The organism is Paenisporosarcina sp. TG-14 (genome assembly GCF_000297555.1).
In the GTDB taxonomy this organism is placed as follows: domain Bacteria; phylum Bacillota; class Bacilli; order Bacillales_A; family Planococcaceae; genus Paenisporosarcina; species Paenisporosarcina antarctica.
This window is the reverse complement of sequence record NZ_AMGD01000018.1, coordinates 12248-36326: the sequence shown is the minus strand read 5'-3', so window position 1 is coordinate 36326 and position 24079 is coordinate 12248. Positions and strand designations below refer to the sequence as shown.

Sequence of the window (24079 nt, the reverse complement as noted above, 5' to 3'; positions counted from 1 at the left end):
AGATGACACTATCCAGATGGTCTGATGATACTGAGAATTCTATGGAAAGCATTATTAGTAATATGTTAAATTATTCAAATTGGCACGTTCCAATAAAAGACCCGTTAACTGATGAGGATTTACAGTTTAGAATTACTAAATCTTTTCCTAATGACAAGACTACTGAGTTAAATGGAACGGAAATAAAATATAATGTAATAAATTATGATTATGAAAAAGTAAGGAACGGGGAAGAAAATAATGAAATGCGATCCATCAGATTATATCCAACTAGCGGTTATTTAGTTGTTTATTCTGATACCATCAATACTCAATACATAACGAATAGATCAAATTCTGATCCAACAAAAACCATCTTAAGAAAAGTAAACAATTATACAGGTCAGTTAGAAATAAAGAGTAATCCCTATCAAATATCGGAGGACTTATTCACTTGGATGATTTCAAAGGTTTTAAATAATACCGAAGAATCAATTGATGAAACTTCCTTGTTGAGTATTAAGAAAATAATAGGATTTAAGGGATCTTCCGATGATAAATTAGCAGAAGTAATAGGTTCAGGTAATCGAATCATGAATTCACTAAGCACATTGGCATTTTTATTCGATAATGAAGAAGTAACTTATGTTAAGCCTGTAATTGAATATAATGGGCATACAGTAGAACTTTTTTTAAATTTAAGCGGGAGTATTGATATAAATTTAGAAAATTATATCGGAAATTTTTTCATGGACCCCCCAGATGAAATGAAAGCGAAATTAGCTTTAATGATTTCTCTTGAAACGATACCGAAAATAATTTCTAATTACGGAAATGATCTTACAAGTAGAACTTGGTCTGTAGAGAAAAAAATTGAATTCATCAAATCAATTGGTGAAGAAATTCAAACAAAAGTCAATGAAAAAGTTAGAGGGTTAGAAGACACCGAAATTTAAGCATATCTCTCGGATTATTTTTATTCGAAAAAGCACTAATTAGTAGTGCTCTTTAATTTGCCCTAATGTCTATCTAAACTTTTGCACCTCTAACCGGGTGCTTTTTCATTTACCTAAATGTCGAAATTTGACGAACGATTACACCCCCAATTTGTTTTTTCTTCCTTTATAGTAATGCTAAGAGGTGCTCAAAATGATTTCAAAAGAATTAATGAAAAAATACCAAGTCAAGAACGCGTGGATAAGCTCCAAAAAGGACGATAGAGTTGTAGCTGGATTTACAAATGCTGGCCTTGGTGAGTGTACCGACGGAAAATGGCTGGTGGTAGTAGATTCAGAGGTACTGATATTAAACACAAGAGCAACAGCGACGAAGCGAATACGAGAGCGTGATTTCTGGACCAGAATGAGTAGGAGTTACCGAAGTAAGCCATAAGCATCTGAAAAGGTGATTTTTTATTTGTGGATAATAAAAACCCAACCACTATCGAGGAAGGGCTTAAGGTTGTTTCTAAATTAAATGCAAACTAACATTAAAACCTCTTTCATCTCTTTCAATAATCACTTCTTCATCATCTGAATCAGGGTTTTCTGTCTTGTGATTACCTCCAGTAAAACTTCATGAATGTTATTCATTAGCAATTTCCAATTGGAATATAATAAGAAGATTCATTAATTATCACAAAAAATATCACATTTTATATAAAAAAACTTAAAAAACCATGAAACAGAAAACACTTTGATATTTAATTCCTCTCTATTAAATAGCACTTGATATGTAGTGTGAAACGTAGCGAAATCAGCTACATATATAAGTGGCACAACGGGTAATGAATAAAAAAGGCCTAGAAGGGAAAAATAACTTCTAGGTCTTTGACTTTATTTGTATGAATCTACACCTACAAAACCATACTTCTCAAGTTCTGCAAATACAGGATTTAATTGAATATTTCCTTCACCAATCACTTCTCCTTCAATTAAAACGAGTGGATAGAAGAATTCATCCTCTAAAACACGATTTGCAATATTTTGTTGCCGTTCGTTTTCAATTGGCTTTTGAATATCAATATAAATTATTTTATAAAGTTGATTCGGGTACTTTCGATTGATAGCTGCTTGCAACCATTCGTATGTATCCCTAGAGGTTGGTGCATTTGCACAACTAGCGCATATAATATCAGCACCGAAGATTTCAATTAAGAGTGTTTTTTTGTCCATGTAATTAATTCTCCTTTAGTAGGTACTGTTGGATTTTTTCATCTCTTCACATTATAATATTTATAAGGGAAGGAGTCGAAATAAATGACTGATACAATGATGACAGATCAAGTTCAAGAAGTACTAGATAAATTACGTCCATTCTTACTGCGTGATGGAGGAGATTGTGAACTTGTTGATATCGAAGATGGCATTGTCAAACTTCGTCTTCTTGGCGCATGCGGAAGCTGCCCAAGTTCTACAATTACGCTAAAATCAGGAATAGAACGTGCACTTTTGGAAGAAGTTCCAGGAGTCATTGAAGTAGAACAAGTTTTTTAATTATAAAAGCTTAAGGCGCTACGTTTGCTAACTGCCGATAGAGAGACCGAATCGAAAACTTGTTTTCGGCAATAGGTCTTGAAACGAAGGTGCGAGTTGGTGCTTGTAGCTAGTAACTAAGGGGCCTATTACGGGCTCCTTTTTTAAAAGTATCTATTCATTCATTATACCCAACACGAAATTAATGAACAATCAATTTAAATTGCTCTGCTTGAATGTTTAGGACAAAAGTTGGTATCATATAACTATAGAAGGAAGGTGTAACGGATGACACAGATTGTCGAATTATCAGAAGCTGCAGCTTACCAAGTGAAAGAAATGATGACCCATAATGAAGAACAAGGCTCATTTTTACGTGTAGCTGTTAATGGTGGAGGATGTAGTGGTTTATCATACGGAATGGGTTTTGAACGCGAGAAAACAGATTCCGATACAGTTTTAGATCAACATGGATTAACTATTTTAGTATCAAATGAAGATAAAGCAATTATTAATGGAACAGTGATTGATTATAAACAATCTCTAATGGGTGGCGGATTCACGATTGAAAATCCGAATGCTATCGCATCTTGTGGCTGTGGCTCATCATTTACTACAGCTACAAAAAAAGGAACTCCAGAGAATTGCTAAGACCGAATCTATTTCGGTCTTTTTTCTGTAAATTCAAACCTTTTATACTTCATAAGATTATATTGAATTCAATACACAAAAGGTCTATTATTGTAAATAGTACGTTTGTCGAAAATATAGACAAATTAGCTGTAGTTATCAAAGCATAGAAATATCTCTTTTTCACTAAAGAGAATGTATATAAAACAAATAGAAGGTGGTTTGAATCTTGGTGAAAAGACCGAAAATTTTAGTGTTAGGCGCCGGGTATGGCGGATTATCAACAGTAGTTAACTTGCAAAAAAATATTGGGTCAGATATTGCAGATATCACATTGATAAATCAAAATGATTATCACTATGAATCAACTTGGTTACATGAGGCTTCAGCTGGTACATTACGTCCAGACCAAGTACGTTTTGACATTGCAGATGTAATTAAAGCAGATAAAGTGAAATTTGTTAAAGCATCAGTTGAAGGAATAGACATTACTGGTAAACAAGTGACAACTGATACTGGCGTATTTACTTATGATTACTTAGTAATTGGTCTTGGATTCGAAGGCGAAACTTTTGGTATTCCAGGTCTAGATAAATATGCTCTATCTATTGCTAATGTAAAAGCAGCTCGACAAATACGTGAACATATTGAATATCAATTCGCTACATGGTCACTAGAAGAAGTAAAAGACGACAGCCGCTTAACAATAGTGGTTGGTGGTGCAGGATTTACTGGTATCGAGTTCTTAGGTGAACTAGGTAATCGTGTTCCTGAACTTTGTAAAGAGTTTGATGTACCACAAGAAAAAGTTCGTGTTCTTTGTGTAGAAGCAGCTCCAATGGTATTACCAGGATTTGATCCAGAATTGGTTGAATACGCAGTGGGACATCTTCAAGCAAAAGGAATTGAATTCTCAATTGGAACTCCAGTTGTTGAAGCGACTCCAGAAGGCGTTAAGATTAAAAAAGGTGAAGACGAGTTTGAATTTGTGAAAGCTGGCTCAGTCGTTTGGGCTGCAGGTATTCGCGGAAACCGTTTAATCGAACAAACAGGCATTGAAAATATGCGTGCTCGCGTTAAAGTTGAAAAAGATATGCGTGCTCCAGGTCACAATGATGTATTTATCGTTGGTGATTGTGCATTATTGATAAATGAAGAAATTAATCGCCCTTATCCACCAACTGCACAAATTGCTATGCAACAAGGTGTAACAGTGGCTAAAAACTTACTTTCTTTAATCAAGGGAGAAGAAACTGAAACATTTGTACCTGACTTAAAAGGTAGTTTATGTTCACTGGGTGAAGACGATGCTATTGGCGTTGTTTTCGGTAAAAAAGTGACTGGTTCTAGAGCTTCGTTTATGAAGAAAATGGTAGATAACCGTGCTCTTTATATGTTAGGTGGCGCATCACTAGTTGTGAAAAAAGGTAAATTTAACGTTCTTTAAAAGTTCGTTTATCGTCTCCCATCTGGAGTTTTCAGATGGGAGATTTTTTGTACTGAAAAAAGAAAGTATGAGTTTTTAAGTGTTACACCTTAGAACTTGGAGTAATCTTATGCCTAGCTACTAGAGACAGCTCTAGGGACCATTTATGGTGTCAGAAAGGCATACTTCCAGCACGGGTGTGTCGTACTAAGATGAGATTTTCCGCTTGGCTCTTACTTGAAGGAACATTGAACTTTGTTTTCAGGTATCGAACCAAAACTTTAGAGCTAAAAGGAACTTTGCGGTTTTCTATGATAAAAGAGTTGAATTTACGGAAATAAGTATATGCATAGACGTAAGTTTGCACCATTATGGAAGGAAGCTATATTTTTCTAATGAGGAGATGATGAAACTAATGGCTAAAAAAGATAGAGGAAAAGTATGGTTAGGCGTATCTGGATTAGTTATTAATCATTTAAATGAATGGCTCGTAGTAAAGAAAAGATATGGGGGACTTGACGGCAAATGGTCATTTCCAGCTGGATTTGTAGAACCAGGGGAAACTGTTGATCAGGCAGTTTGTCGAGAAGTACAAGAAGAAACTGGAATTGAAACAATGGTTCAGGGTTTAGTTGGATTTAGAACCGGGGTAATAAGAGGTGAAATAAGTGATAACATGGCAATTTTTATTTGTGAAGAAACTAGTCGTGAACAATTGGTTATCCCACAATTAAAAGAAGTATACGAAGCAAAGTGGATGAGTCCAGTTGAATTGAGCCAGGATCCACATACATCGGTCATGATACATGAATTGGCAACAAAGACCTTAGGGCAGGGTCTACAAGTAATTGAAGGCATTAACCCTGGTGATGTATTTGGCTATACAAGCTATAAATTGTATTTTTAAAAGAGTTAGAAAACAAGAGAAAAATAAAGAAATAACAAGAAAAAGCCTAATGTATTCGTTTACATTTAGGCTTTTCCTTATTTACAGATTTTTTTGAATATGTTATATTATCAGAATATTATGAATCAGAGGAGATGGTACAAATGACAACTTATAAAAAAGATGTTCAAAACAATGATTGCCCATACTGTAAAGGGGATGGATATTTTCAATTACGTCTTGGTGGATCAGAAACATGTGCTTGTTGTTCAGGGTCTGGAAGAAAGTAAACTCTAAAGAGGGTTCTTTTCGGTGAAACACCGAGAAGAGCCCTTTTTATTTGATTCAATTCTTGCTCTTATCCCAATTCAAATCTCACTACTTTTTGGAAAACACAAAATATGTATGCATAATTAGCATTTTTTAGTAATATTCTCCTATAAATAGCCACTTCTATTTCCATAAAAATCCTACCTTAGAATCTATTATATTATTCTGAATATTGTTACAATTATATTACATTACATCAAGTGCTTGCTTAAATAATAATTTGAGGAGGGAGAAGATGGATAAATACATGTATTTGATCCCGTACGAATTAGTGGAGCAGTTAGAAACGGTGAATGAAATACCAAAAGGAATTGAAATTATTCAAGCCCCTGAGATTTGGAATGAAACAAAAGGAAAAGGAATTACTGTAGCTGTCTTAGATACAGGGTGTGATACAGATCATCCAGATTTGAAAAATCGAATTATTGGTGGCTATAATTTCACAAGTGATGATGAAGGAGATCCTTTGAAATTTGAAGATTACAATGGGCACGGAACGCATGTTGCGGGAACAATTGCTGCTAGTAGTAATAACAGTGGAGTTGTTGGAGTCGCACCAGAGTCAAACCTATTAATTTTAAAGGTACTTGGTAAAAGTGGTTCAGGAAAATATGATTGGATTATCAAAGCAATACGCTATGCAATCGACCATAAAGCAGATATTATTTCGATGTCTTTAGGTGGATCATCTGATGTAAAAGAACTTCATGATGTAATAATTGAAGCAGTAAACCAAAATATATTAGTTGTATGTGCTGCAGGCAATGATGGTGACGGTCAAGATTCAACTGATGAACTCAGTTATCCTGGATGCTACAACGAAGTGATTAGCGTAGGTTCAGTTAATTTAGAAAGGAAGTCCTCTGAATTTACTAATTCGAATAATCAAGTTGATTTAGTAGCCCCTGGAGAGAAAGTGACATCAACTTATCTTAATGGAAGTTATGCTACACTAAGCGGCACATCTATGGCAACTCCCCATATATCAGGTGCATTGGCACTATTAAAAGTAATATCTAATTGTGCATTTGATAGAGATTTAACCGAACCTGAGTTGTATGCCCAATTGATAAAGAGAACAGTTCCACTTGGTAACTCGCCAAAAATTGAAGGGAACGGACTGATTTATTTAACCCTATTAGATTATGTGGAAAATGTGTTTAATCAACAAACTGTGAAAGCGCTAATTAATATATAAATGAAAACAGATGCCCTCTACTTCTAACAAGGCATCTGTTTTTTTAGTACATGTTTTATCCATTCAACACGTCCCCTTCAAGCCATTCCTATGCCCATTAAATCGCTGACAAAGCCTAACCCAAATGAAGAAATTAAGAAATATCAAACTAACGTTATGTGCCTTAAACTTTATTGACTTTGGATATAGTAATGAGTTAATGGAATGCTAGTTATTGAAACTTTAATAACAACTATTATTTTTCACTATAGGTTGTGAAATCTTTCCATAATTCTTCTTTAATATATAACTACTAATAAAAAAAGGAGAGGATAATTCATGTACAATTTCGATGTACCCTTATGGACAATGATCTTAGGGAATTTTGGATTTCCAATCGCTATTACTATCTATTTGTTCTGGCGGTTTGAAAGAAGAATTGAAAAGTTAGAAGACGCAGTTTCACAGCTTTCTGATGTAATAAAACATTATTACTATTGAACGAGTTGGAGAAATGGAATATGAGGAATTTATAAACTTTTAAGTTTAATTAGATAATAACAGATAAAGGTACTATCTTTTTTTTACCACATAACGGAACTAACGTTCTTTATGGGAGGTATTAATTTGAAAGATTCTTATAATCAAAGTGTTGAAACGTATCTTAGTAAAATTGAAAAGCATATGAAAAATCCTATTATTAAATCGTTCTTAAATATAGCAGAAAATATGGATCTCTTAAAAGAAGTTATTAACAATCCAACAAGCATATTAACGAAAAAGCTAGATGATACGTTCAGGGAATTTTATTTTAGAATCAGATTTACCAGTTATTTGTCTCAAGCCATCTATTTTAATGCCATAAATTATGATAAGAAAGTAAAATTGTTTTCAGATAGAAATAAATCTATTTTGGATATACCCGTAAAAGATAAGAAAGGTAGAACGGTAATTGAGCTTTTTTGTTCAATGGAATGGAAGGATTGCCAAGAAGATTGTATTTATTCTTCAAATATTAAAGACCATTTAACAAATGACTCATTATATAAAGGAATTGAACAATTAACAGAAAATCAGCGTCAACTATTAAGTTTGGCATATATATTTGATTTAACTGACTCTGAAATAGCAACTTATTTTAATGTATCCCAACAAGCAGTTTCCAAAAGTCATAAAAAAATATTGAAAAAGTTAAGAGAAATTATTGAAAATGGATAGAGAGGGAGGGGGTTTGAATGAATAAAAGTCTATTTACACTAGTTAAACAATCAAGAACGGATAACAACTCACTAAAAATCGTGATTGACTTATTTTCTCCTAAAATTCACAGGTCATTACAACAAACAAAAAAGCAATTTAGGGAAGACTTATCCCAAGAATTAAAAATTAAAATAGTAGATTGTACCAGAAATTATGATGTTGATAAGACACCCGGATATTTTCAAATGTTAGATCTTCTTGAAAGAAAAGGTATGCAAAATTACGACGAAGAGGATAAAGAATTATAGTTTTAAAATACAAATATTGTAACATAGTATGGTAGTTAGACACAGGTCTGTACTATTAATTAGTATTACACAAACATGTTTATTGAAAGGAACATATCATTCATGTAAACTGTTGAAAGGAAGCATGGAGGGAAGATTTTAATGGATGGTAATTTTACACTTGTAACAGCTATGTTATCAGTATTATTATTTTTAGTAATGTTTTTCGGTATCGCCTTTTTAATCAATATGTTACTTCGCGCGACCTGGTTAATGGCTATTGTCTATCCTATCGTGGTCATATTAATTATTGATGAAGTTGATTTCTTTGATTATTTCACAGCACCGAAAATGGCATTTCTAGAGCTTGGAGACAAATTAATGTCACTTCATTTCGCAGATATTTTAGTTTTATCAAGTGGTTTACTTGGTGCAATTATTGCTGGAATTGTGATTAAAATGTTACGCAAAAATGGATATCAAATGTTTTAACAATGAAAAGCGCAACTCAAGCACCATAAGACCAGCTCCGAAATGAATCAAAAACTATTATTATGAATGAGTTTCTGAAGCGAAGATCTAGGTTGATCTGTGGAACTAGATGCGATTATCATCAATTTGTAAAAAAGCAGTGAACTCATTATGAGTTCACTGCTTTTTACATGATAAATACATAAACAATGGTAGAAATGATTATTCCGGTTAAGGCGCCCATTAAGACTTCGCTTGGTTTATGCCCAAGAAGTGTTTTAAGTTCTTCGATTTTTTCTTCATTCTTCTTTTGTGCCCAACCCTTCGATTGATTCACAAAAATTTGAAAGTCAATGCGCATTTGGTTAATAATGATGGCTTGTTGTCCTGCTTGAAAACGAACGCCAGATGCATCAAACATGACAATAATCGCAAAGATTGCAGATACTGCAAAAAGAGGTGACCCAAGACCAGTTTCAAAAGCAACCGCTGTGGTTAGTGCTGTAACGGCGGCTGAGTGAGAACTTGGCATTCCACCAGTTGAAGTGAAAAGCTTCCAATCAAGGACGCCTGTCACTATATATGTAATCGGAATTTTAATGAATTGAGCAAATATAATTCCGAAAAGTGCGGCAATGAGCGGAATATTGGTTAAGATGTCCATAGGCTTATCCACCCTTTCAAGTTCGTAATTGTTTAGTAAAGTATACCAACCACAGCTCAAGACCTCAACCTGTGTTTAAACAGGTAGTTACAGATAATTCGAAAAGCGTAAGAATTTCGTATATAATAGAAGTCGAATGTATATAATTGGAGGGATTTATTTGAAAACAGAAGTTACGGGAGTAAACTTTAACGAAGTTCAAGCAGAAGTATTAATTGTGGGGACATTTAAACATCCTGAAAACACACAATACTGGTCTGAGTTAGTTTCATTTTATGGTGCATCATTAGAAAAATGGGTGAAATCTGGTGATATTTCTACTGATCGAAAGAAATTAACGAAATTACCAGCTCTTCAAGATGGCAAGCTTCAACGGATTTTCTTTGTTGGTCTTGGTGATCGTAAATCGTTAACTGAAGATGACTTGCGAGAAATATTTGGTATGGTAGGAAAAGAACTTGTAGCTTCAAAATCAACTAATATTTCGATTTGGTTAGATTCATTTACGAACGAAGACATTGAAATAGAAGATGCTACATATTTAGCAGCTGAAGGAATAGGTATGGGTCTGTACCAAGTGCCTCACTTTAAAACAACTTCAAATGCAAATGATTATTATCTAGATAATATTGAATTACTTACTACTTCAGATGAGAAAGAAATCTTATCTTTTTTCAATTTAGGACAAGTATATGCGGAAGCTGTTAACGAAGCACGTACGTTAGTTAACATGCCATCAAATGTTTTAACAGCTACTAAAATGGCTGAGTATGCAAAAGAACTTGCTGAAACTTATGACTTTGAATATGAAGAACTAGGCAAAGCTGAAATGGAAGAACTCGGAATGGGTGCAATTTTAGCAGTCAATCAAGGGTCAACAGAAGAACCAAGACTAATTGTAATGAAATACCGTGCAAATGATGATTGGAGCGATGTCATTGGCCTGGTGGGCAAGGGCGTAACATATGACACTGGAGGTTATTCAATTAAGTCTAAGGATGGTCTAGTGGGCATGAAAGGCGATATGGGTGGTGCAGCCGCAGTTTTAGGTGCTATGCGTATTATCGGTGAAACTAGCCCGAGTAAAAATGTCATCGCAGTTATTGCAGCAACTGATAATATGATCTCAGGAAATGCATTTAAACCGGATGATGTCATTACATCATTAAGTGGCAAAACAATTGAAATCTTAAATACGGATGCTGAAGGTAGACTTGTATTAGCCGATGCGGTCACTTATGCAAAACAACAAGGTGCAAACTATATTGTGGACGTAGCAACGTTAACTGGTGGCGTCATTGTTGCTCTTGGTAAGGATAAAACAGGAGCACTTACAAACAATGAAACATTCTTTGAGACGTTCTTAGAAGCTTCTGTAGAAACAGGGGAATTTGTTTGGAGATTACCTTTAACTGAAAAAGACAAGAAACGTATCCGCAAAAGTGATGTAGCAGACTTAAATAACTCGCCAGGTCGTGATGGTCATATGATCTTCGGTGGCGGCTTTGTTGGAGAATTTGTTGATAATACACCATGGATTCATTTAGACATCGCAGGCACTTCTGAATCAAGTGTTTCGCACGATTTAGGGCCAAAGGGTGGAACTGGTTCAATGGTACGTACACTTGCAACCCTTGTTGAACGAATGAGTATGGAATCTGAAGAGTAAAGAAACCCGCGCATCCTCGACATAGTCGCTTAAAAGTTGAAAGATGAGTACTTGACCTTTTTCCAATAAGGGTCTGACGAGCTGAGTTTAAGAACTAGATAAACCGAATAGGCTATATGCATACGTCAGTCCTTCTTTTTTTCATACGTTAGAAAAGAGAGGAGGAGTGACAAATGGTCAATCGATATCGTTCAAGCTATGGCAGAGGATATGGCAGAGGATATGGTAGAGGTTATGGCGGCGGTTTTGGTAGGGGAATAGGTGGAATTGGAGGACTCGGATTTTTTGGTGGTCCATTTTTAGGTGGTTTAGCGGGAAGTTTATTAGGGTCAACTTTATACGGTGCACCATATCGACAGTATCCATATTATCAATATCCGCAATATCCGTATTACGGAGGTTATCCATACGGAGGTTATCCATACTAAAATTTTTAATAAAAAATGCTTATGCTTTTTACCTAAGGTAAAGAGCATAAGCATTTTATTTTTGTTCATGTCGTTTTTTTCGTTCTGCTATTACGGGTGCGAGTTCGTCTTTAACGGAGTCTTCCCATAGCTTCACGCCTGTTAAATAAGCAGAGCGACCAATAACATGACCGCCAACAGGACCTGTGATAAATAAAAATGCAATCCCTAGAAGAACAAGTGTATTGACATGGCCTTCTATTAACCAAAAATGAAAAAACACACCTAGTAAGATAAACATAACACTAAGAGTAGCACTTTTAGAAGCAGCATGTGTCCGTGTATATACGTCGGGCAATCGAATTAATCCAATTGCCGCCACCAGTAAAAAAATAACACCAATTAGGATGGTTGTAACGATCAAGATATTAGCTAAGATTATTATCACGTTGGATTATCTCTCCTTTCTCTAAAAATTTAGAGAAAGCTACAGTGCCGATAAAAGCTAATATGGCAATCAGTAAAATAATTTCTAAGAAAAAGCTAGATTCAGATAAGATGGATATCATACCAATCATGCAAATGAGCGCAACACCTAATGAATCAAGTGCAACTACACGGTCTGGAATAGAAGGCCCCATAATTAATCTGTAAATAAAACCTAACATGGACAGGCTAATCAAAAATAGTACAATCCAAAAGAATATCATCATGGGCGACTCACCTCCAATATAGCTTTCTCAAATGTATTCTTGATGGAATCGATTGCTTCATCAGCATCACGATAATCTAAAGCGTGAATATAAATCGTTTTTGAATCTTCTGAGACATCAATAACTAGTGTACCAGGTGTTAAACTTATTAAACTGGATAATAATGTTATTTCCCAATCTTTTTCTAATATTGTAGGTAGAGCGAATATGGCTGGTTTAATGGACAATTTGGGTTGAAGAATTAAAAATAATACTTGAATATTAGCCATGATTAATTCTTTAAAAAACATTAAGCTTAATTTAATAACGGACCACAGACGGTTCATATAGAAACGCCCTGGGAAAAATCCTTTCATTGTCCAAATCATCAACATACCTAATAAAAAACCTACGATAAATGTAGAACTGCTAAATGAAACGCTTAAGAACATCCAAAGCAAAGCAATAAAAAAGTTTAACAATAATTGAAAAGCCAATTTAAGAACCTCCTAATACAGCTTGTATATATTGTGAAGGGTCTAACATTACATTTGCAGCATCGTTCATATAAGGGACTATCCACTCTGAACCAACACCGTATAGCACACTAATAACAACTAAAATTAGTGCTGGAGCAAATAACCCACGATAGTGACGTTTCGTTAGTGGGGTTATTTCAACAGGCTCTCCCCAAAAAGCATAAATAAAGATGCGCATGACCGAAAGTAAAACGACTAAACTTGATGCTAAAATAAAAATGCTTCCCCATAAATTCTCGGCTTGAAAGCCTCCTTGAACAATGAGTAACTTACCAACGAAGCCACTTAAAGGTGGAATTCCAGCTAAACCAAAAGCTGCAATTAAAAAGGTCCATCCAAGCATTGGATAAGTTTTTATTAAGCCACCCATTTTTCGTAAATTAGAAGTACCTGTAATTGCAATGATAATACCAATTAATAAGAACAGAGCTCCTTTAATTAATATGTCATGAATTAAATAAAACACGGAACCCATGAGAGCTGCTTCATTCATTTGAGAAGTACCAAATAAAATTACGCCGACAGCAATAATGATGTTATATATAATGATTTTTTTGACATCAAAGTATGCTAATGCACCAATACATCCAGCAATTATGGTTAGTACAGAAAGAATCATAAGTAATTCGTGTGTGAAGCTTTGATCAAGTGTGAAAAACAGTGTATATGTTCGCATAATGGCGTAAACGCCAACTTTTGTAAGTAGCGCTCCAAATAATGCTAGGACCGGAATTGGTGGTGCTGCATAGGAGCTTGGTAACCAAAAATAAAGAGGGAAAATTGCCCCTTTTAATCCAAATACGAGTAAGAATAACACGGCAATAACTGTGATGATACCAGGCTGATTAATGAGTGCAATCTTCACAGCTATATCTGCCATATTAAGTGTGCCAACTACTGAATACAAATAGCCAACTGTAACAACAAATAAAGCGGATGAAATAATATTCACTAAAATATATTTGATTGATTCTCGTAATTGCACTTTCTCGCCACCGAGGACAATAAGCAAGTAAGAAGATATGAGCAACACTTCGAAGAATACGAACATATTAAAAATATCGCCTGTTGTAAATGCTCCATTCACACCAGTTATCATAAATAAAATTCCTGGGTAGTAAAAGTAAGACTCTCTAGCTTTGCCAATAGAAGAAAAGCTATACCATACTACAAATAAAGCAATCAATGTTGAAGAAAATACTAGCAAAATGGAGAGCATATCAGAAACCATAGATATACCGAATGGTGCAGGCCAGCTACCTAGTGTAATAGCTTGAATGCCATCTGCTTTAACTTTTACTAGTAATACAACTGATGCAATTAATGTCGTAAGAAGCCCTATTATGGCGCCACCTCTTTGTACAGATAGGTTTTTTGGGAATAACATCAAAATAATTCCAAAGAAAAAAGGAAGTAAGATAGGGAACAAAAGCAAATTAATCATGGTCTTCAGTTCCTCTCATTAAATTCATATTATCTGTATCAAGTTCTTGATATGAGCGATAAGCTAGCACTAAGAAAAATGCTGTAACACCAAAACTGATTACGATTGCTGTTAAGATCAGGGCTTGTGGTAGAGGGTCTGCATAATCAGTTACACCTGGAGATACAACAGGAGGGGCCGTGCCACCTAGTCCACCCATCGTTAAGAAAAGTAAATGCGCACCGTGACTTAGTAAACCAGTACCAATAATGATACGAAGTAAGCTTTTAGAAAGCATTAAATAGACAGCGGCCATAACTAGAAAGCCAACAACAAAACTCATCACAATCTCCATTAGTCATCATCTCCTATCGATTGAATAATGGTCATCGTAACACCTACGACAACTAAATAAACTCCCGTATCAAAAAACACAGCCGTATGTAAAGATTGCTTTCCTAATAGGGGTAAATCAAAATAATCAAATGCATGTGTCAGAAGTGGAACATTAAAGAAAATAGAGCCAGCAGCAGTGGCTAACGCTATTAGCAAGCCAATAGACGTCATCACTGTATAATTTATCGGCAAGGTTGTCGTAACGGTTTTTAAATCAAAAGCTAGCAGTAATAACACAATACCGCTTGCTGTCAATAAACCGCCAACGAATCCTCCACCAGGAGTATAGTGACCTGCAAAGAAGATATGAATTGAAAAGAGAATAATAATGAAAAAAACGACTTTTGTTGCTGTCTGTAATATAACATCATTTGTCTTCAATTCGATTCACCTCTTTCTTTTTTGTTAATCTAAGTTTAATCATGCCGATAATACCAATAGAGGCTATGGCGAGTACCGCTATTTCAAACAAAGTATCAAATCCACGGTAATCAACTAAGATGACGTTTACGATATTTCCACCGCCGGCTTTTGAATAAACCGTTTCTTCATAATAGGAAGAGATAGAAGGTACTAGTTTTTGAGAGTGGGCAGAAAGTGCAACAATAGTGACAGTTGCACCGACACCAAAAGCAACTAATGCATTTCCAAGCCTGAATTTTAAACGATTTTCATGTCGGTTTAACTTAGGCAAGTGATAAAATACGAGTAAAAACAAAGCAACGGACACTGTTTCAATAACGAGTTGAGTTAGAGCTAAATCAGGTGCGTTAAAGATAACAAAGAATAACGCAATTGAATAACCAACAGCACCTAATGCAATAATCGCAGTTAACCTTGAGTTAGCCAGTAAAATAGTTATTGTACCTGCAAGTAACACAAGCACAATAATCAATTCATAAAAACGAATAGGTGCAAGCATTGCGAAGCTAACATCAAACGCATCTTTAATAAAAACAGTGCTAATTGTTAAGATGACGATTCCTGTAAACATATAAACTAAATACGAGCGCATATAACCAGTCATATATATTCTTGAAAGCCGGTTTGTCCCAACTTCACTGAAATACATTAAGCTGTCATATAGTCGATTCAGTGATAACCAATCAGGAAATTTAGTATATAGTGGCTGCCATTTTGGCAACGTCCAATATAGTAACAAGCCAAGCCCTATTATGCCTAAAGTCATTAATAATTCAGGCTCGAAAAAGCCATGCCATGCGGATATGTGAATATCTATTTCACTAGGTGACGTATAGAGAAAAGGTTGCATCGCCATAACAGCAGGTTTAACCAAATAATCACCGATTAAATTTGGGACAAAGAATATTGCAATGACAAGAGTTCCTAAAATAGCAGGTGGAATGAGCATGCCAATGGGAGCTTCATGTGCTTTCTTTGGCAATAAATCGGGTTTGTATTTCCCTGTAAAAGTCCGAAATACAAAGTACAAACTATAAACAAACGTGAACACACTTGCAATCCAGCCAATGATTGGGAATAAAATACCCCATGTGGCGAAAGCAAAGAGATCAAAATTTTGAATGGACAGCATACCTGACAGGAACATCTCTTTACTTAAGAAACCGTTAAATGGAGGGAGACCTGCCATTGAAAAGCTGCCGATTAGCGCTATGGTAAAAGTAACCGGCATTATACTCATAAGGCCACCAAGTTTCCGGATATCACGCGTACCTGTTTCATGATCGACAATGCCTGCAATCATGAACAAACTACCCTTAAATGTCGCATGATTGACTAGATGGAAAATGGCTGCAAAGGCAGCATATTTGAAAATCGAGTTATCCTCAACGCCTGTATGGAATGAAATCGCTCCAGCTCCAAGTAGGGACATGATTAAACCAAGTTGACTGACTGTCGAGAATGCTAAAATTCCTTTCAAATCGGTTTGTTTTAAAGCAAAGAAGGAACCCCAGAATAAGGTTAACAAACCTGTACCTGTAACAAGCCAAATCCACCATTCGGAACTCGCATATAGTGGAGTGAATCGAGCAACTAAATATAGACCTGCTTTGACCATAGTTGCAGAGTGTAAGTAAGCACTAACAGGTGTTGGTGCTTCCATTGCATCGGGAAGCCAAATGTAAAATGGAAATTGAGCAGATTTTGTAAACGCACCCAATAATACAAGGATTAAAGACCAAATAAACCATTTGTGATTAGCAAGCTCGGGGGCTTGTGCAATTAATTCTCGAATCGAGTACGTATCTCCCATAATAGAAAGGAGTATAAATCCACCAAGCATCATTAATCCACCGAACACGGTAATCATCATAGATTTTAAGGCACCAAATCGAGAGCGATCTCGCTTATACCAATAACCAATTAATAAGAAGGAAGAAATCGAAGTTAACTCCCAAAAGAAATACAAACTAATCAAATGGTCAGATTGTACCACACCAAGCATCGCTGTCATAAACAGCAGTAAATACACATAAAAATTGTGTAATTGCTCCCTTGTTTTATCTAAATAGAAAATGGAGTAAAGCACAACCAGTGCACCGATTCCTGTTATAAGAAGAGAAAATAATAAACTCAACCCATCTATGTAAGAGATAAAGGAAATGTCTAACGAAGGAATCCAATCAAATGATGAAGTATATGTATCACCATTTTGGAGCTTTGGTACAAATGTCGTATAAAGTCCAAATAATACTACTGGAACTACGAGGACAAACCAGCCGGTGTGAATGCTACGAACCTTTTTATATAAAAAAGGTATTAGAATTGCAGCAAGCATCGGGATGAAAATAAAGTATACAAATGGCAAGTTAATCCTCCTTTTTCGAAAAACCACATTTTCTAAAATCATTGATATAAATCTATACAAATCTCACCATTGTAGTTGTGTATAGCTACAAGCGCCAGATCGAGGCTCGCTTCATGGCGAAAGAAAGAAAAAATGTTTGTCTTTGATGTTCCCAACCCTGGAACTTCGCTCTCTCTTTTCTTTCATAAAGTCAATTATAGCTTAGATATGGAGTGATTGCATCGGATAGTATTTACATCAAAGGGAGTTGTCACTTTGCTCTCTTTAAGTTGATAAATAGGAAGAGACCAAAAATATTTAGTGAATATGTCATGAAAACTTCACTTTTAAATAATAAAAAAACGCTTCTCCTAAAAGAGAAACGTTAATTTGTAGAAATTTTAAGCTTGTTGATGAGCTTCTTCGTTTAACAATACCTTTTCAAAATCTTGTTGTGGCTTTCTACGAATAAATGTTAGTACCAAATATGAAACTAAGAACAATATGCCTGTAACGTAGAACACGGAAGAAATACCGATGAAGCCACTAACAAGTCCACCAAACATTGGACCAACGATATTTCCAAAGAAGCGGAAGCTTGTATTATACCCCAACATTTCCCCTTGAATTTCGATTGGCGATTCACGTCTGACTAAGGCAGTAGTTACTGGAATTAATCCCCCAACTGCAATTCCGAATAATAAACGTAATCCAATCAACTGCCAAAGTTCAGTAACAAAAGCTTGAGGAATGATAAACAAAAAGGCCAAAATAAGTAGCATACTTAACACTTTCTCATAGCCAATCGTATCTCCAAGATGTCCCCATTTTCTTGCGAATAATAAATTCCCAACACCAGCTGCACTAAATGTAACTCCAGCCAGCAATGCAATTTGAGAAGAATCGGTTAAACTTGATACATAAAGCGATAGTAGCGGTTGGATACTGAAATTACCTATTTGAATTAACGCAGTAATGATCATGATATTAAAGACTAATCGGTGATGAATGATGCCTGATAAAACCGTTTTTCTTGAATATACATGTGCACCTGCTACAGGTACCCTTTTAGTTTCCTTAATACCAAACAAAACAAGCAGTGCAGCGATTGCAATTACCACAGATGTGATGACAAATGTATATTGGAACCCGAATGAATCAGCGAGTAGACCACCAATAACGGGTCCAAAGAGAGTACCTGAAACACTCCCCATTTGAAGTGTGCCAAGTGTTTTTCCTGCCACTTCTTTCGCTGTTTGTGAACTAATAAAAGCAAGTGATGTGGGAATAAATCCTGTGACCACACCCATAAATAAACGTAAAAGGAATAAAGTTTCTACAGAATGAACAAAGCCCATCAGAAAAATACTAATCGATATACCAAATCCGGTAATGATTAATATCGGTTTATAACCAAAGCGATCTGCTATACGGCCCCATATGGGTGACATAAGGAATGCAGAGACGAATGTAATTCCAAATATAAAGCCTGACCATTTTTGAACATAAGAGTCAGAAAAATCTCCCATTGTATTTATATAGAGTGACAAGAAAGGCATAATCATTGTTGCCGTTCCAGCCACTAGAAAGTTTGAAATCCACATTATATAAAAATTTCTTTTTTGATTATCCAAATAAAACACTTCTTTCGCTACCTTACACTAAAGGACTTATAATAATTTATTATAAAACATTTCGCCTTACGAAGGAAGGAAGGCGTCTTAATAACTGAAATTAATTACAGAATATGATAAACTATTTTTGGGTGAAATGAACATGAAAAAACGAGGATGGCTGTTATTGATTAGCCTGGTTGTCTTGTTAGCAGGTTGCGGCACTAAAAAGAGTGTCGAAGAAGAGAAGATAGAAAAACCTAATGAAGAAACACAACAAACTACTACCAAAAATGAAGGAGAGATTACTATGTATCCACAATTATCAAAAGAAGTTGCTTCAAACGAAGCGTTAGTCGTAATGAACACAACTATGGGTTCGATAAAAATTAAATTATTCCCGGAAGTTGCTCCTAAGACAGTAGAAAACTTTATTACACACGCAGAAAATGGTTATTATGACGACATCATTTTCCACCGTATTATTAAAGATTTCATGATTCAAGGTGGAGACCCTACTGGAACTGGTATGGGCGGAGAAAGCATCTACGGTAAAACCTTCGCAGACGAATTCTCTGATAAAGCATTTAACCTACGTGGTGCACTATCAATGGCAAATGCTGGTCCTGGAACAAACGGTAGTCAATTCTTTATCGTTCAAGCTAGCCGTGTAGATTCAAGCATGTTAAGTCAATTGAAAAAAGCTGGATACCCAGAAGAAATTATAGAAGCATATACAACAAATGGTGGTACTCCTTGGTTAGACAACAAGCATACCGTTTTTGGACAAGTTATTGAAGGCTTAGAAATTGTTGATGAGATGACTACAGTAAAAAGAAATGGTAGCGACAAACCACTTGAAGACATCAAAATTGTATCAATAGAAGTTCTTCAGAAATAAGTTAGGAAGTGTCCTACGTGAACGCATGGATAGTCAACTTTTTGTACTTTCCTGATGATAAGTCTGCCTATATTCCTGCTATTTTTGAGTTTGCAATCTTTGCGGTCATCTGTGTTTTAGTGTTTCGTTGGATTGTTAGACATTCAAAAAAACAAGAAGAACAGACTAGGGAATTAGAAGAACGTGTATTACGCGAACGGAAAATAGAGCAACAAAAAGATCAACAGTAAATAGAAAAGGCTTAACCAATGAAAATTGGTTAAGCCTTTTCTTACAAAATAAGAAAATATATAATATTAATGTGACAAGAACCCAGTGTTTATGGTGTTTTCAATATATGGAGACTAACCTGCTAAAATAGAATTTCTTTGTGACTCTCGTTAATTCGATTAATGTGAAGTCGTGAATACCTTTTTTAGAAACGAAAGTTTCCTCTCAGTCAAAGTGAATTTTGTTCAGTGATTTATTCTTGTTTAGTAATTTTTGCAATGAAGATAAAAACGTCCTATCTAAATATTGGGTACTTACATTTTACAAGGTAGGACAATTTTTTATATTTACTATTAAACCTATATTGTTATCACTGTTGATTATTAAAAGGAGAATGATTGTAGTGGAAGGCGGCGAGAAAACATGTGCTCCTGCGGTTACTCGTGGCAAAGCGTCCGCCTGAAACGGAAATCACTAGACCTAAATAGAAGGCTGTCCTATTCTTTAAACTGATACTTCAATCATCTGTAGTTTCTTAAAGGACCGGGCGTACTTTGCCCGGTTTTTCTTATGAGATTAGAAATTAAAAGCTAGTTCGAACGCTCCAAGCTAAGCTCTTTGCGCTTTTATTATTCTAAAGCAGTGATGAAACGCGATACACCATCTTCAAGTGTGGAGCGCGGGCAAGCCACATTCATTCTTAAGAAGCCTCTACCAGTGTCGCCATATTTTGAACCTGGCTCTAAGGCAAGTTTACCTTTATTTAATAGCAAATCCATTATTTCATTTTCCGAATATTCTGTCCCTCGATAATCTATCCATAATAAATAAGTAGCTTGTGGTTTTTCAATTTTTAATCCTGGAACAGCTTTTGTCAATTTTTCAATGGCATAGTCGATATTAGAAGAAAGAACTTTCAATAATTCATCTAACCAAGCTCCACCATCTTCATACGCAGCTGTTAGAGCAACAGCTGCAAAAGAGCTAAGTTCCATTTGACCATGGGCAAGAGCATTTTCTTTTAGCTTTTCACGTTTCTTAGAATCAGTAGCTATTATGACTGCGGCTTGAATTCCAGCTAAATTAAACGTTTTAGAAGGAGCTACACAAGTTATAATCCGATCTACTTCCTCCCCAGCCAAAGTAGCGAGAGGGATATGCTTATGTTTAGGAAACACTAAGTCGCCATGGATTTCATCTGATAAAATGAGGGTGTCGTATTTAGCACATAATCGAATGATTTCTTGTAAAGTCTCTTTTGGCCAAACCATGCCCCCTGGATTATGTGGGTTACATAGAATAAATAACTTTACTCCTTGCTTTAATTGTTTTTCAAATGAAACAAAGTCTATTTTGTATTGACCTTTTTCTTCTATTAACGAGCTTTCCACCACTTGACGACCTTGCTTTTGGGGGATAGAAAAAAACAGTTGATAAACAGGAGGGGTTATTAAAATAAGATCTCCTTTTTGAGTAAAAGATTCAATAACAGATGCAATTGCTGGGACCACGCCATGATGAAAAAGCATCCATTCGTTTTGGGTTTGCCAACCATGACGTTCTAAAAGCCAATTTTGCACAGCTGTTTTAGACCCTTCGTCCATGTAGGAATAGCCAAATATAGGATGCTTGATGCGTTCAAGTAATGCGTCAATTACGGCTTGTGGTGCGGCGAAGTCCATATCTGCAACCCACATTGGCAATATATCAGAAGCATCTTCAATTTTGTACACTTTATCTATAAAATCCCATTTAATGGAGTGGGATTCGCTCCTATCTATTACTTGTTTAAATGAAGTCATAGCAATTCCTTCTTTCCTTTTTAATAATATGTTATCATAGCCTTTATTAAAGAAAAGCAAATAGGTGAAAAATGATGGAAAACATCCAAATGAATCGTAAAGCAGTCTTGTTACTTCAAACGTGGGATCCTTTTAAAATGGGATCTGATGCCTATGATACTGAAACAGCTGACGTAGTAGCAGCCCTTCAAGGAATTAATAACCCAACAGAACTAGCAAAATGTATTCAGAAAGTTTATGAGCATTCCTATGAACAATGGATTCCTATAGAACAATGCGTTCAAATTGCTTATAAATTAATTGCTGTTAAATTCGAAGCAAACTGCATCGTCTGATATTAAAATATATTTCTAACAAAAACAAAAAAGAGCATTTACCTAATTAGGTGAACGCTCTTTTTGTGTATTTATGAATTTTCTGGAAGTCCATCAGTCAGATTAGAAGCTGGAACTTCGAGTGCGTTTGATAACTTCAATATGTTCTGAACAGAAGGGACTTCTGTACCAGCTTCATATTTTTCTAATCTCGCGGTACCGATTCGTGTCTTTAATGACAAATCTTCTATGGAGATATTCCGTTCTTCTCGCAATAAGCGAATTTGAGTGTGAAAATCTTTTTTCATCTTTATGCACTCCTCTCATCAAAAATCTTATGCTAGTAACTATCTAATCATACCGCATAAATGTTAATTTTGTGAAATGTTTCATATTAATATCAGTTTATTAACCCTGTATAGCAGAGATGATGGCATTGATAAAGACCACAATAATGGCCGCTGGTGCTAAGTAACGAACGATAAAGTACCACGTGTTAAAGGATAAAGAGGAAATATTTAATTCCGTAAAGGTTTCATCTTTTTTCAATACGTACCCGGCGAAGATTGAAATCATCAAAGCTCCTAGAGGTAATCCGATACTACTCGTTATGAAATCTGCAGAGTCAAAGAACGTTTTTCCAAAGATTTTAATATCGGAAAATACGCCAAAAGATAAAGCACTTGGAATCCCTACTAAGAAAATCATCAAACCATAAATCCATGCAGCACTCTTACGTTTATCGTATGCATTTTTAATACCTATGGATACAACAATTTCTAACATCGAAATAGAAGAAGTCAATGTTGCAAAAAGCAATAAGATAAAGAATAGGAGCATAAAGAATGCACCGAATGGTAATTGTTCGAAAACTGCTGGTAAAATGATAAATACAAGTCCAGGTCCTTCATTTGGCGAATAACCTAAAGCGAAAACCGCTGGGAAAATAACTAGACCAGCCATAATGGAAATCCCGATATTTAACATGGAAACGCTTAAAGCTGAATTGCCTAACCTTTGATCTTTAGGTAAGTAGGAAGCATAAGTCATCATTCCAGCAACACCGACACTAAGTGAGAAGAATGCTTGTCCTAATGCCAGTAACATGGTTTGTGCATTAAAGTAAGTCCAATCAGGAACAAACATAAACTTAACGCCTTCCCATGCACCATCAAGTGTTAATGAACGAATAACTAACACGATAAAGAAAATTAGTAAGGCAGGCATCATGAGTCGACTTGCGCGTTCAATTCCACCTTTAATCCCACCACGAACAATAAGAACTGTCAAAATCATAAAAACAGCTTGTCCAATTAAAATTTCCCAAGGATTAGCGATAATCGATTCAAACAAATCTGCGTAATACCCTTCACCCTCATTATTAAATCTAAAGAGTAAAGCTCTTCCGAGATACGATAATATCCATCCACCAATGACACTGTAGAACGATAAAATAATAAATGAGAAAAAGAATCCAGACCAGCCAATTAAGAACCATTTCTTCCCTGGTGCTAATTTTTTCAGTCCAGTTACTGCATCAGCTTGACCTTTTCGTCCTATAACAAATTCTGCTAACAGAATGGGTAAACCGATTAACAATGTGCTAATAATAAATAATAATACAAATACACTACCACCGTTTGTTCCTGCCATATATGGAAACTTCCATATTGCGCCAAGTCCAATCGCACTTCCCGCAGCTGCGAGGATGAAGCCAATCTTTGATGCAAAATGATCGCGCTTTGCCATATTAACCAACTCCTAAAATATTTAAAGATTTTTATAATGTTACACGACAGTGATTGAAAAGAATATAACT

At 35.5% G+C, this 24079-nt stretch carries 29 protein-coding genes; 16 read left to right on the top strand and 13 right to left on the bottom strand.

What is annotated here, in order from left to right:
* Window positions 1-2: 2 nt before the first annotated feature.
* Window positions 3-935 carry a hypothetical protein gene (locus C406_RS0106165; RefSeq protein ID WP_017379728.1) on the top strand — a complete coding sequence of 311 codons (933 nt, stop codon included), beginning with the start codon at window positions 3-5 and terminating at the stop codon, window positions 933-935.
* An 879-nt stretch (window positions 936-1814) separates the two neighbouring features.
* On the opposite strand, the gene C406_RS0106155 is transcribed toward C406_RS0106165, so the two are convergent.
* Entirely contained in the window at window positions 1815-2153 is a 339-nt protein-coding gene (locus C406_RS0106155; protein ID WP_017379726.1) for a YuzD family protein, read from the bottom strand.
* 84 nt (window positions 2154-2237) lie between these two features.
* Between C406_RS0106155 and C406_RS0106150 the strand changes: the two genes are divergently transcribed.
* The 10 genes from C406_RS0106150 (at window position 2238) to C406_RS0106105 (ending at window position 8881) form a co-directional block, all read left to right on the top strand.
* Window positions 2238-2474 carry a NifU family protein gene (locus tag C406_RS0106150; RefSeq protein WP_017379725.1) on the top strand — a complete coding sequence of 79 codons (237 nt, stop codon included), beginning with the start codon at window positions 2238-2240 and terminating at the stop codon, window positions 2472-2474.
* A gap of 267 nt (window positions 2475-2741) precedes the next feature.
* Complete coding sequence (locus tag C406_RS0106145) at window positions 2742-3104, top strand: HesB/IscA family protein (RefSeq protein WP_017379724.1); 363 nt, start codon at window positions 2742-2744, stop codon at window positions 3102-3104.
* Window positions 3105-3315: 211 nt separating this feature from the next.
* Window positions 3316-4530: an NAD(P)/FAD-dependent oxidoreductase gene (locus tag C406_RS0106140; RefSeq protein ID WP_026045624.1), complete on the top strand. Its 1215-nt coding sequence runs from the start codon at window positions 3316-3318 to the stop codon at window positions 4528-4530.
* 394 nt (window positions 4531-4924) lie between these two features.
* Window positions 4925-5416: an NUDIX domain-containing protein gene (locus C406_RS0106135; protein WP_017379722.1), complete on the top strand. Its 492-nt coding sequence runs from the start codon at window positions 4925-4927 to the stop codon at window positions 5414-5416.
* Between the two features lie 143 nt (window positions 5417-5559).
* The gene (locus C406_RS20675; RefSeq protein WP_192812581.1) at window positions 5560-5685 is read left to right on the top strand and encodes a YuiA family protein; all 126 of its coding nucleotides are present in this window, start codon (window positions 5560-5562) and stop codon (window positions 5683-5685) included.
* A gap of 275 nt (window positions 5686-5960) precedes the next feature.
* Complete coding sequence (locus C406_RS0106125) at window positions 5961-6923, top strand: S8 family peptidase (RefSeq protein ID WP_017379720.1); 963 nt, start codon at window positions 5961-5963, stop codon at window positions 6921-6923.
* Between the two features lie 318 nt (window positions 6924-7241).
* Window positions 7242-7403, top strand: a complete 162-nt coding sequence (locus tag C406_RS20145) for a YvrJ family protein (protein ID WP_017379719.1) — start codon at window positions 7242-7244, stop codon at window positions 7401-7403.
* Between the two features lie 126 nt (window positions 7404-7529).
* Entirely contained in the window at window positions 7530-8120 is a 591-nt protein-coding gene (locus tag C406_RS0106115; RefSeq protein WP_017379718.1) for a sigma-70 family RNA polymerase sigma factor, read from the top strand.
* A 17-nt stretch (window positions 8121-8137) separates the two neighbouring features.
* Window positions 8138-8410 carry a helix-turn-helix domain-containing protein gene (locus C406_RS0106110; RefSeq protein ID WP_017379717.1) on the top strand — a complete coding sequence of 91 codons (273 nt, stop codon included), beginning with the start codon at window positions 8138-8140 and terminating at the stop codon, window positions 8408-8410.
* 141 nt (window positions 8411-8551) lie between these two features.
* On the top strand, window positions 8552-8881 hold the full coding sequence (locus C406_RS0106105) for a YuiB family protein (protein ID WP_017379716.1): 330 nt from the start codon (window positions 8552-8554) through the stop codon (window positions 8879-8881).
* Window positions 8882-9047: 166 nt separating this feature from the next.
* Here the strand turns inward: C406_RS0106105 and C406_RS0106100 are convergent, their stop codons facing one another.
* On the bottom strand, window positions 9048-9524 hold the full coding sequence (locus C406_RS0106100; protein ID WP_017379715.1) for a divergent PAP2 family protein: 477 nt from the start codon (window positions 9522-9524) through the stop codon (window positions 9048-9050).
* A gap of 160 nt (window positions 9525-9684) precedes the next feature.
* Here C406_RS0106100 and C406_RS0106095 point away from each other — a divergent pair, with 160 nt between their 5' ends.
* Window positions 9685-11193 (top strand): leucyl aminopeptidase, encoded by a 1509-nt coding sequence (locus C406_RS0106095; RefSeq protein WP_017379714.1) that lies wholly within the window; start codon window positions 9685-9687, stop codon window positions 11191-11193.
* 173 nt (window positions 11194-11366) lie between these two features.
* Window positions 11367-11621, top strand: a complete 255-nt coding sequence (locus C406_RS0106090) for a hypothetical protein (protein ID WP_017379713.1) — start codon at window positions 11367-11369, stop codon at window positions 11619-11621.
* Window positions 11622-11676: 55 nt separating this feature from the next.
* Here C406_RS0106090 and mnhG read toward each other — a convergent pair whose 3' ends face one another.
* The 8 genes from mnhG to C406_RS0106050 form a co-directional block, all read right to left on the bottom strand.
* Window positions 11677-12048 carry a monovalent cation/H(+) antiporter subunit G gene (mnhG, locus tag C406_RS0106085; protein WP_017379712.1) on the bottom strand — a complete coding sequence of 124 codons (372 nt, stop codon included), beginning with the start codon at window positions 12046-12048 and terminating at the stop codon, window positions 11677-11679.
* Window positions 12029-12313, bottom strand: a complete 285-nt coding sequence (locus C406_RS0106080; protein WP_017379711.1) for a Na(+)/H(+) antiporter subunit F1 — start codon at window positions 12311-12313, stop codon at window positions 12029-12031. The genes mnhG and C406_RS0106080 overlap by 20 nt, the downstream gene beginning before the upstream one ends.
* A complete protein-coding gene (locus C406_RS0106075) occupies window positions 12310-12789 on the bottom strand; it encodes a Na+/H+ antiporter subunit E (protein WP_017379710.1) in 480 nt (159 codons plus the stop codon). Before C406_RS0106075 ends, C406_RS0106080 begins: the two co-directional genes overlap by 4 nt.
* Before the next feature lies 1 nt (window position 12790).
* Window positions 12791-14275 (bottom strand): Na+/H+ antiporter subunit D, encoded by a 1485-nt coding sequence (locus tag C406_RS0106070; RefSeq protein WP_017379709.1) that lies wholly within the window; start codon window positions 14273-14275, stop codon window positions 12791-12793.
* Window positions 14268-14609, bottom strand: coding sequence for a Na(+)/H(+) antiporter subunit C (locus C406_RS0106065; RefSeq protein ID WP_017379708.1), 342 nt, complete (start codon window positions 14607-14609; stop codon window positions 14268-14270). The genes C406_RS0106070 and C406_RS0106065 overlap by 8 nt, the downstream gene beginning before the upstream one ends.
* Window positions 14609-15031: a Na(+)/H(+) antiporter subunit B gene (locus C406_RS0106060; protein ID WP_017379707.1), complete on the bottom strand. Its 423-nt coding sequence runs from the start codon at window positions 15029-15031 to the stop codon at window positions 14609-14611. The genes C406_RS0106065 and C406_RS0106060 overlap by 1 nt, the downstream gene beginning before the upstream one ends.
* Entirely contained in the window at window positions 15018-17441 is a 2424-nt protein-coding gene (locus C406_RS0106055) for a Na+/H+ antiporter subunit A (protein ID WP_017379706.1), read from the bottom strand. Before C406_RS0106055 ends, C406_RS0106060 begins: the two co-directional genes overlap by 14 nt.
* 380 nt (window positions 17442-17821) lie before the next feature.
* The gene (locus C406_RS0106050; protein ID WP_017379705.1) at window positions 17822-19054 is read right to left on the bottom strand and encodes an MFS transporter; all 1233 of its coding nucleotides are present in this window, start codon (window positions 19052-19054) and stop codon (window positions 17822-17824) included.
* 142 nt (window positions 19055-19196) lie between these two features.
* On the opposite strand from C406_RS0106050, the gene C406_RS0106045 reads away from it, so the two are divergent.
* Window positions 19197-19934 carry a peptidylprolyl isomerase gene (locus tag C406_RS0106045; RefSeq protein WP_017379704.1) on the top strand — a complete coding sequence of 246 codons (738 nt, stop codon included), beginning with the start codon at window positions 19197-19199 and terminating at the stop codon, window positions 19932-19934.
* Between the two features lie 17 nt (window positions 19935-19951).
* Window positions 19952-20164, top strand: a complete 213-nt coding sequence (locus tag C406_RS0106040; protein WP_017379703.1) for a hypothetical protein — start codon at window positions 19952-19954, stop codon at window positions 20162-20164.
* A 609-nt stretch (window positions 20165-20773) separates the two neighbouring features.
* Here C406_RS0106040 and C406_RS0106035 read toward each other — a convergent pair.
* Window positions 20774-21946 (bottom strand): MalY/PatB family protein, encoded by a 1173-nt coding sequence (locus C406_RS0106035; protein WP_017379702.1) that lies wholly within the window; start codon window positions 21944-21946, stop codon window positions 20774-20776.
* 74 nt (window positions 21947-22020) lie between these two features.
* Between C406_RS0106035 and C406_RS0106030 the strand changes: the two genes are divergently transcribed.
* Window positions 22021-22281, top strand: coding sequence for a DUF1871 family protein (locus tag C406_RS0106030; protein WP_017379701.1), 261 nt, complete (start codon window positions 22021-22023; stop codon window positions 22279-22281).
* Window positions 22282-22352: 71 nt separating this feature from the next.
* Here C406_RS0106030 and C406_RS0106025 read toward each other — a convergent pair whose 3' ends face one another.
* Window positions 22353-22568: a helix-turn-helix domain-containing protein gene (locus C406_RS0106025; RefSeq protein ID WP_017379700.1), complete on the bottom strand. Its 216-nt coding sequence runs from the start codon at window positions 22566-22568 to the stop codon at window positions 22353-22355.
* Window positions 22569-22668: 100 nt separating this feature from the next.
* Window positions 22669-24009, bottom strand: a complete 1341-nt coding sequence (locus C406_RS0106020) for a sodium-dependent transporter (RefSeq protein WP_017379699.1) — start codon at window positions 24007-24009, stop codon at window positions 22669-22671.
* Window positions 24010-24079: the final 70 nt, after the last annotated feature.

Excerpts from the sequence above, each read along its gene's own strand:
- C406_RS0106165 (WP_017379728.1), top strand. The coding sequence starts at position 3 with ATGACACTATCCAGATGGTCTGATGATACTGAGAATTCTATGGAAAGC.
- C406_RS0106155 (WP_017379726.1), bottom strand. The coding sequence starts at position 2,153 with ATGGACAAAAAAACACTCTTAATTGAAATCTTCGGTGCTGATATTATA.
- C406_RS0106150 (WP_017379725.1), top strand. The coding sequence starts at position 2,238 with ATGACTGATACAATGATGACAGATCAAGTTCAAGAAGTACTAGATAAA.
- C406_RS0106145 (WP_017379724.1), top strand. The coding sequence starts at position 2,742 with ATGACACAGATTGTCGAATTATCAGAAGCTGCAGCTTACCAAGTGAAA.
- C406_RS0106135 (WP_017379722.1), top strand. The coding sequence starts at position 4,925 with ATGGCTAAAAAAGATAGAGGAAAAGTATGGTTAGGCGTATCTGGATTA.
- C406_RS20675 (WP_192812581.1), top strand. The coding sequence starts at position 5,560 with ATGACAACTTATAAAAAAGATGTTCAAAACAATGATTGCCCATACTGT.
- C406_RS0106125 (WP_017379720.1), top strand. The coding sequence starts at position 5,961 with ATGGATAAATACATGTATTTGATCCCGTACGAATTAGTGGAGCAGTTA.
- C406_RS20145 (WP_017379719.1), top strand. The coding sequence starts at position 7,242 with ATGTACAATTTCGATGTACCCTTATGGACAATGATCTTAGGGAATTTT.
- C406_RS0106110 (WP_017379717.1), top strand. The coding sequence starts at position 8,138 with ATGAATAAAAGTCTATTTACACTAGTTAAACAATCAAGAACGGATAAC.
- C406_RS0106105 (WP_017379716.1), top strand. The coding sequence starts at position 8,552 with ATGGATGGTAATTTTACACTTGTAACAGCTATGTTATCAGTATTATTA.
- C406_RS0106100 (WP_017379715.1), bottom strand. The coding sequence starts at position 9,524 with ATGGACATCTTAACCAATATTCCGCTCATTGCCGCACTTTTCGGAATT.
- C406_RS0106090 (WP_017379713.1), top strand. The coding sequence starts at position 11,367 with ATGGTCAATCGATATCGTTCAAGCTATGGCAGAGGATATGGCAGAGGA.
- C406_RS0106080 (WP_017379711.1), bottom strand. The coding sequence starts at position 12,313 with ATGATGATATTCTTTTGGATTGTACTATTTTTGATTAGCCTGTCCATG.
- C406_RS0106070 (WP_017379709.1), bottom strand. The coding sequence starts at position 14,275 with ATGATTAATTTGCTTTTGTTCCCTATCTTACTTCCTTTTTTCTTTGGA.
- C406_RS0106065 (WP_017379708.1), bottom strand. The coding sequence starts at position 14,609 with ATGGAGATTGTGATGAGTTTTGTTGTTGGCTTTCTAGTTATGGCCGCT.
- C406_RS0106045 (WP_017379704.1), top strand. The coding sequence starts at position 19,197 with ATGAAAAAACGAGGATGGCTGTTATTGATTAGCCTGGTTGTCTTGTTA.
- C406_RS0106035 (WP_017379702.1), bottom strand. The coding sequence starts at position 21,946 with ATGACTTCATTTAAACAAGTAATAGATAGGAGCGAATCCCACTCCATT.
- C406_RS0106030 (WP_017379701.1), top strand. The coding sequence starts at position 22,021 with ATGGAAAACATCCAAATGAATCGTAAAGCAGTCTTGTTACTTCAAACG.
- C406_RS0106025 (WP_017379700.1), bottom strand. The coding sequence starts at position 22,568 with ATGAAAAAAGATTTTCACACTCAAATTCGCTTATTGCGAGAAGAACGG.
- C406_RS0106020 (WP_017379699.1), bottom strand. The coding sequence starts at position 24,009 with ATGGCAAAGCGCGATCATTTTGCATCAAAGATTGGCTTCATCCTCGCA.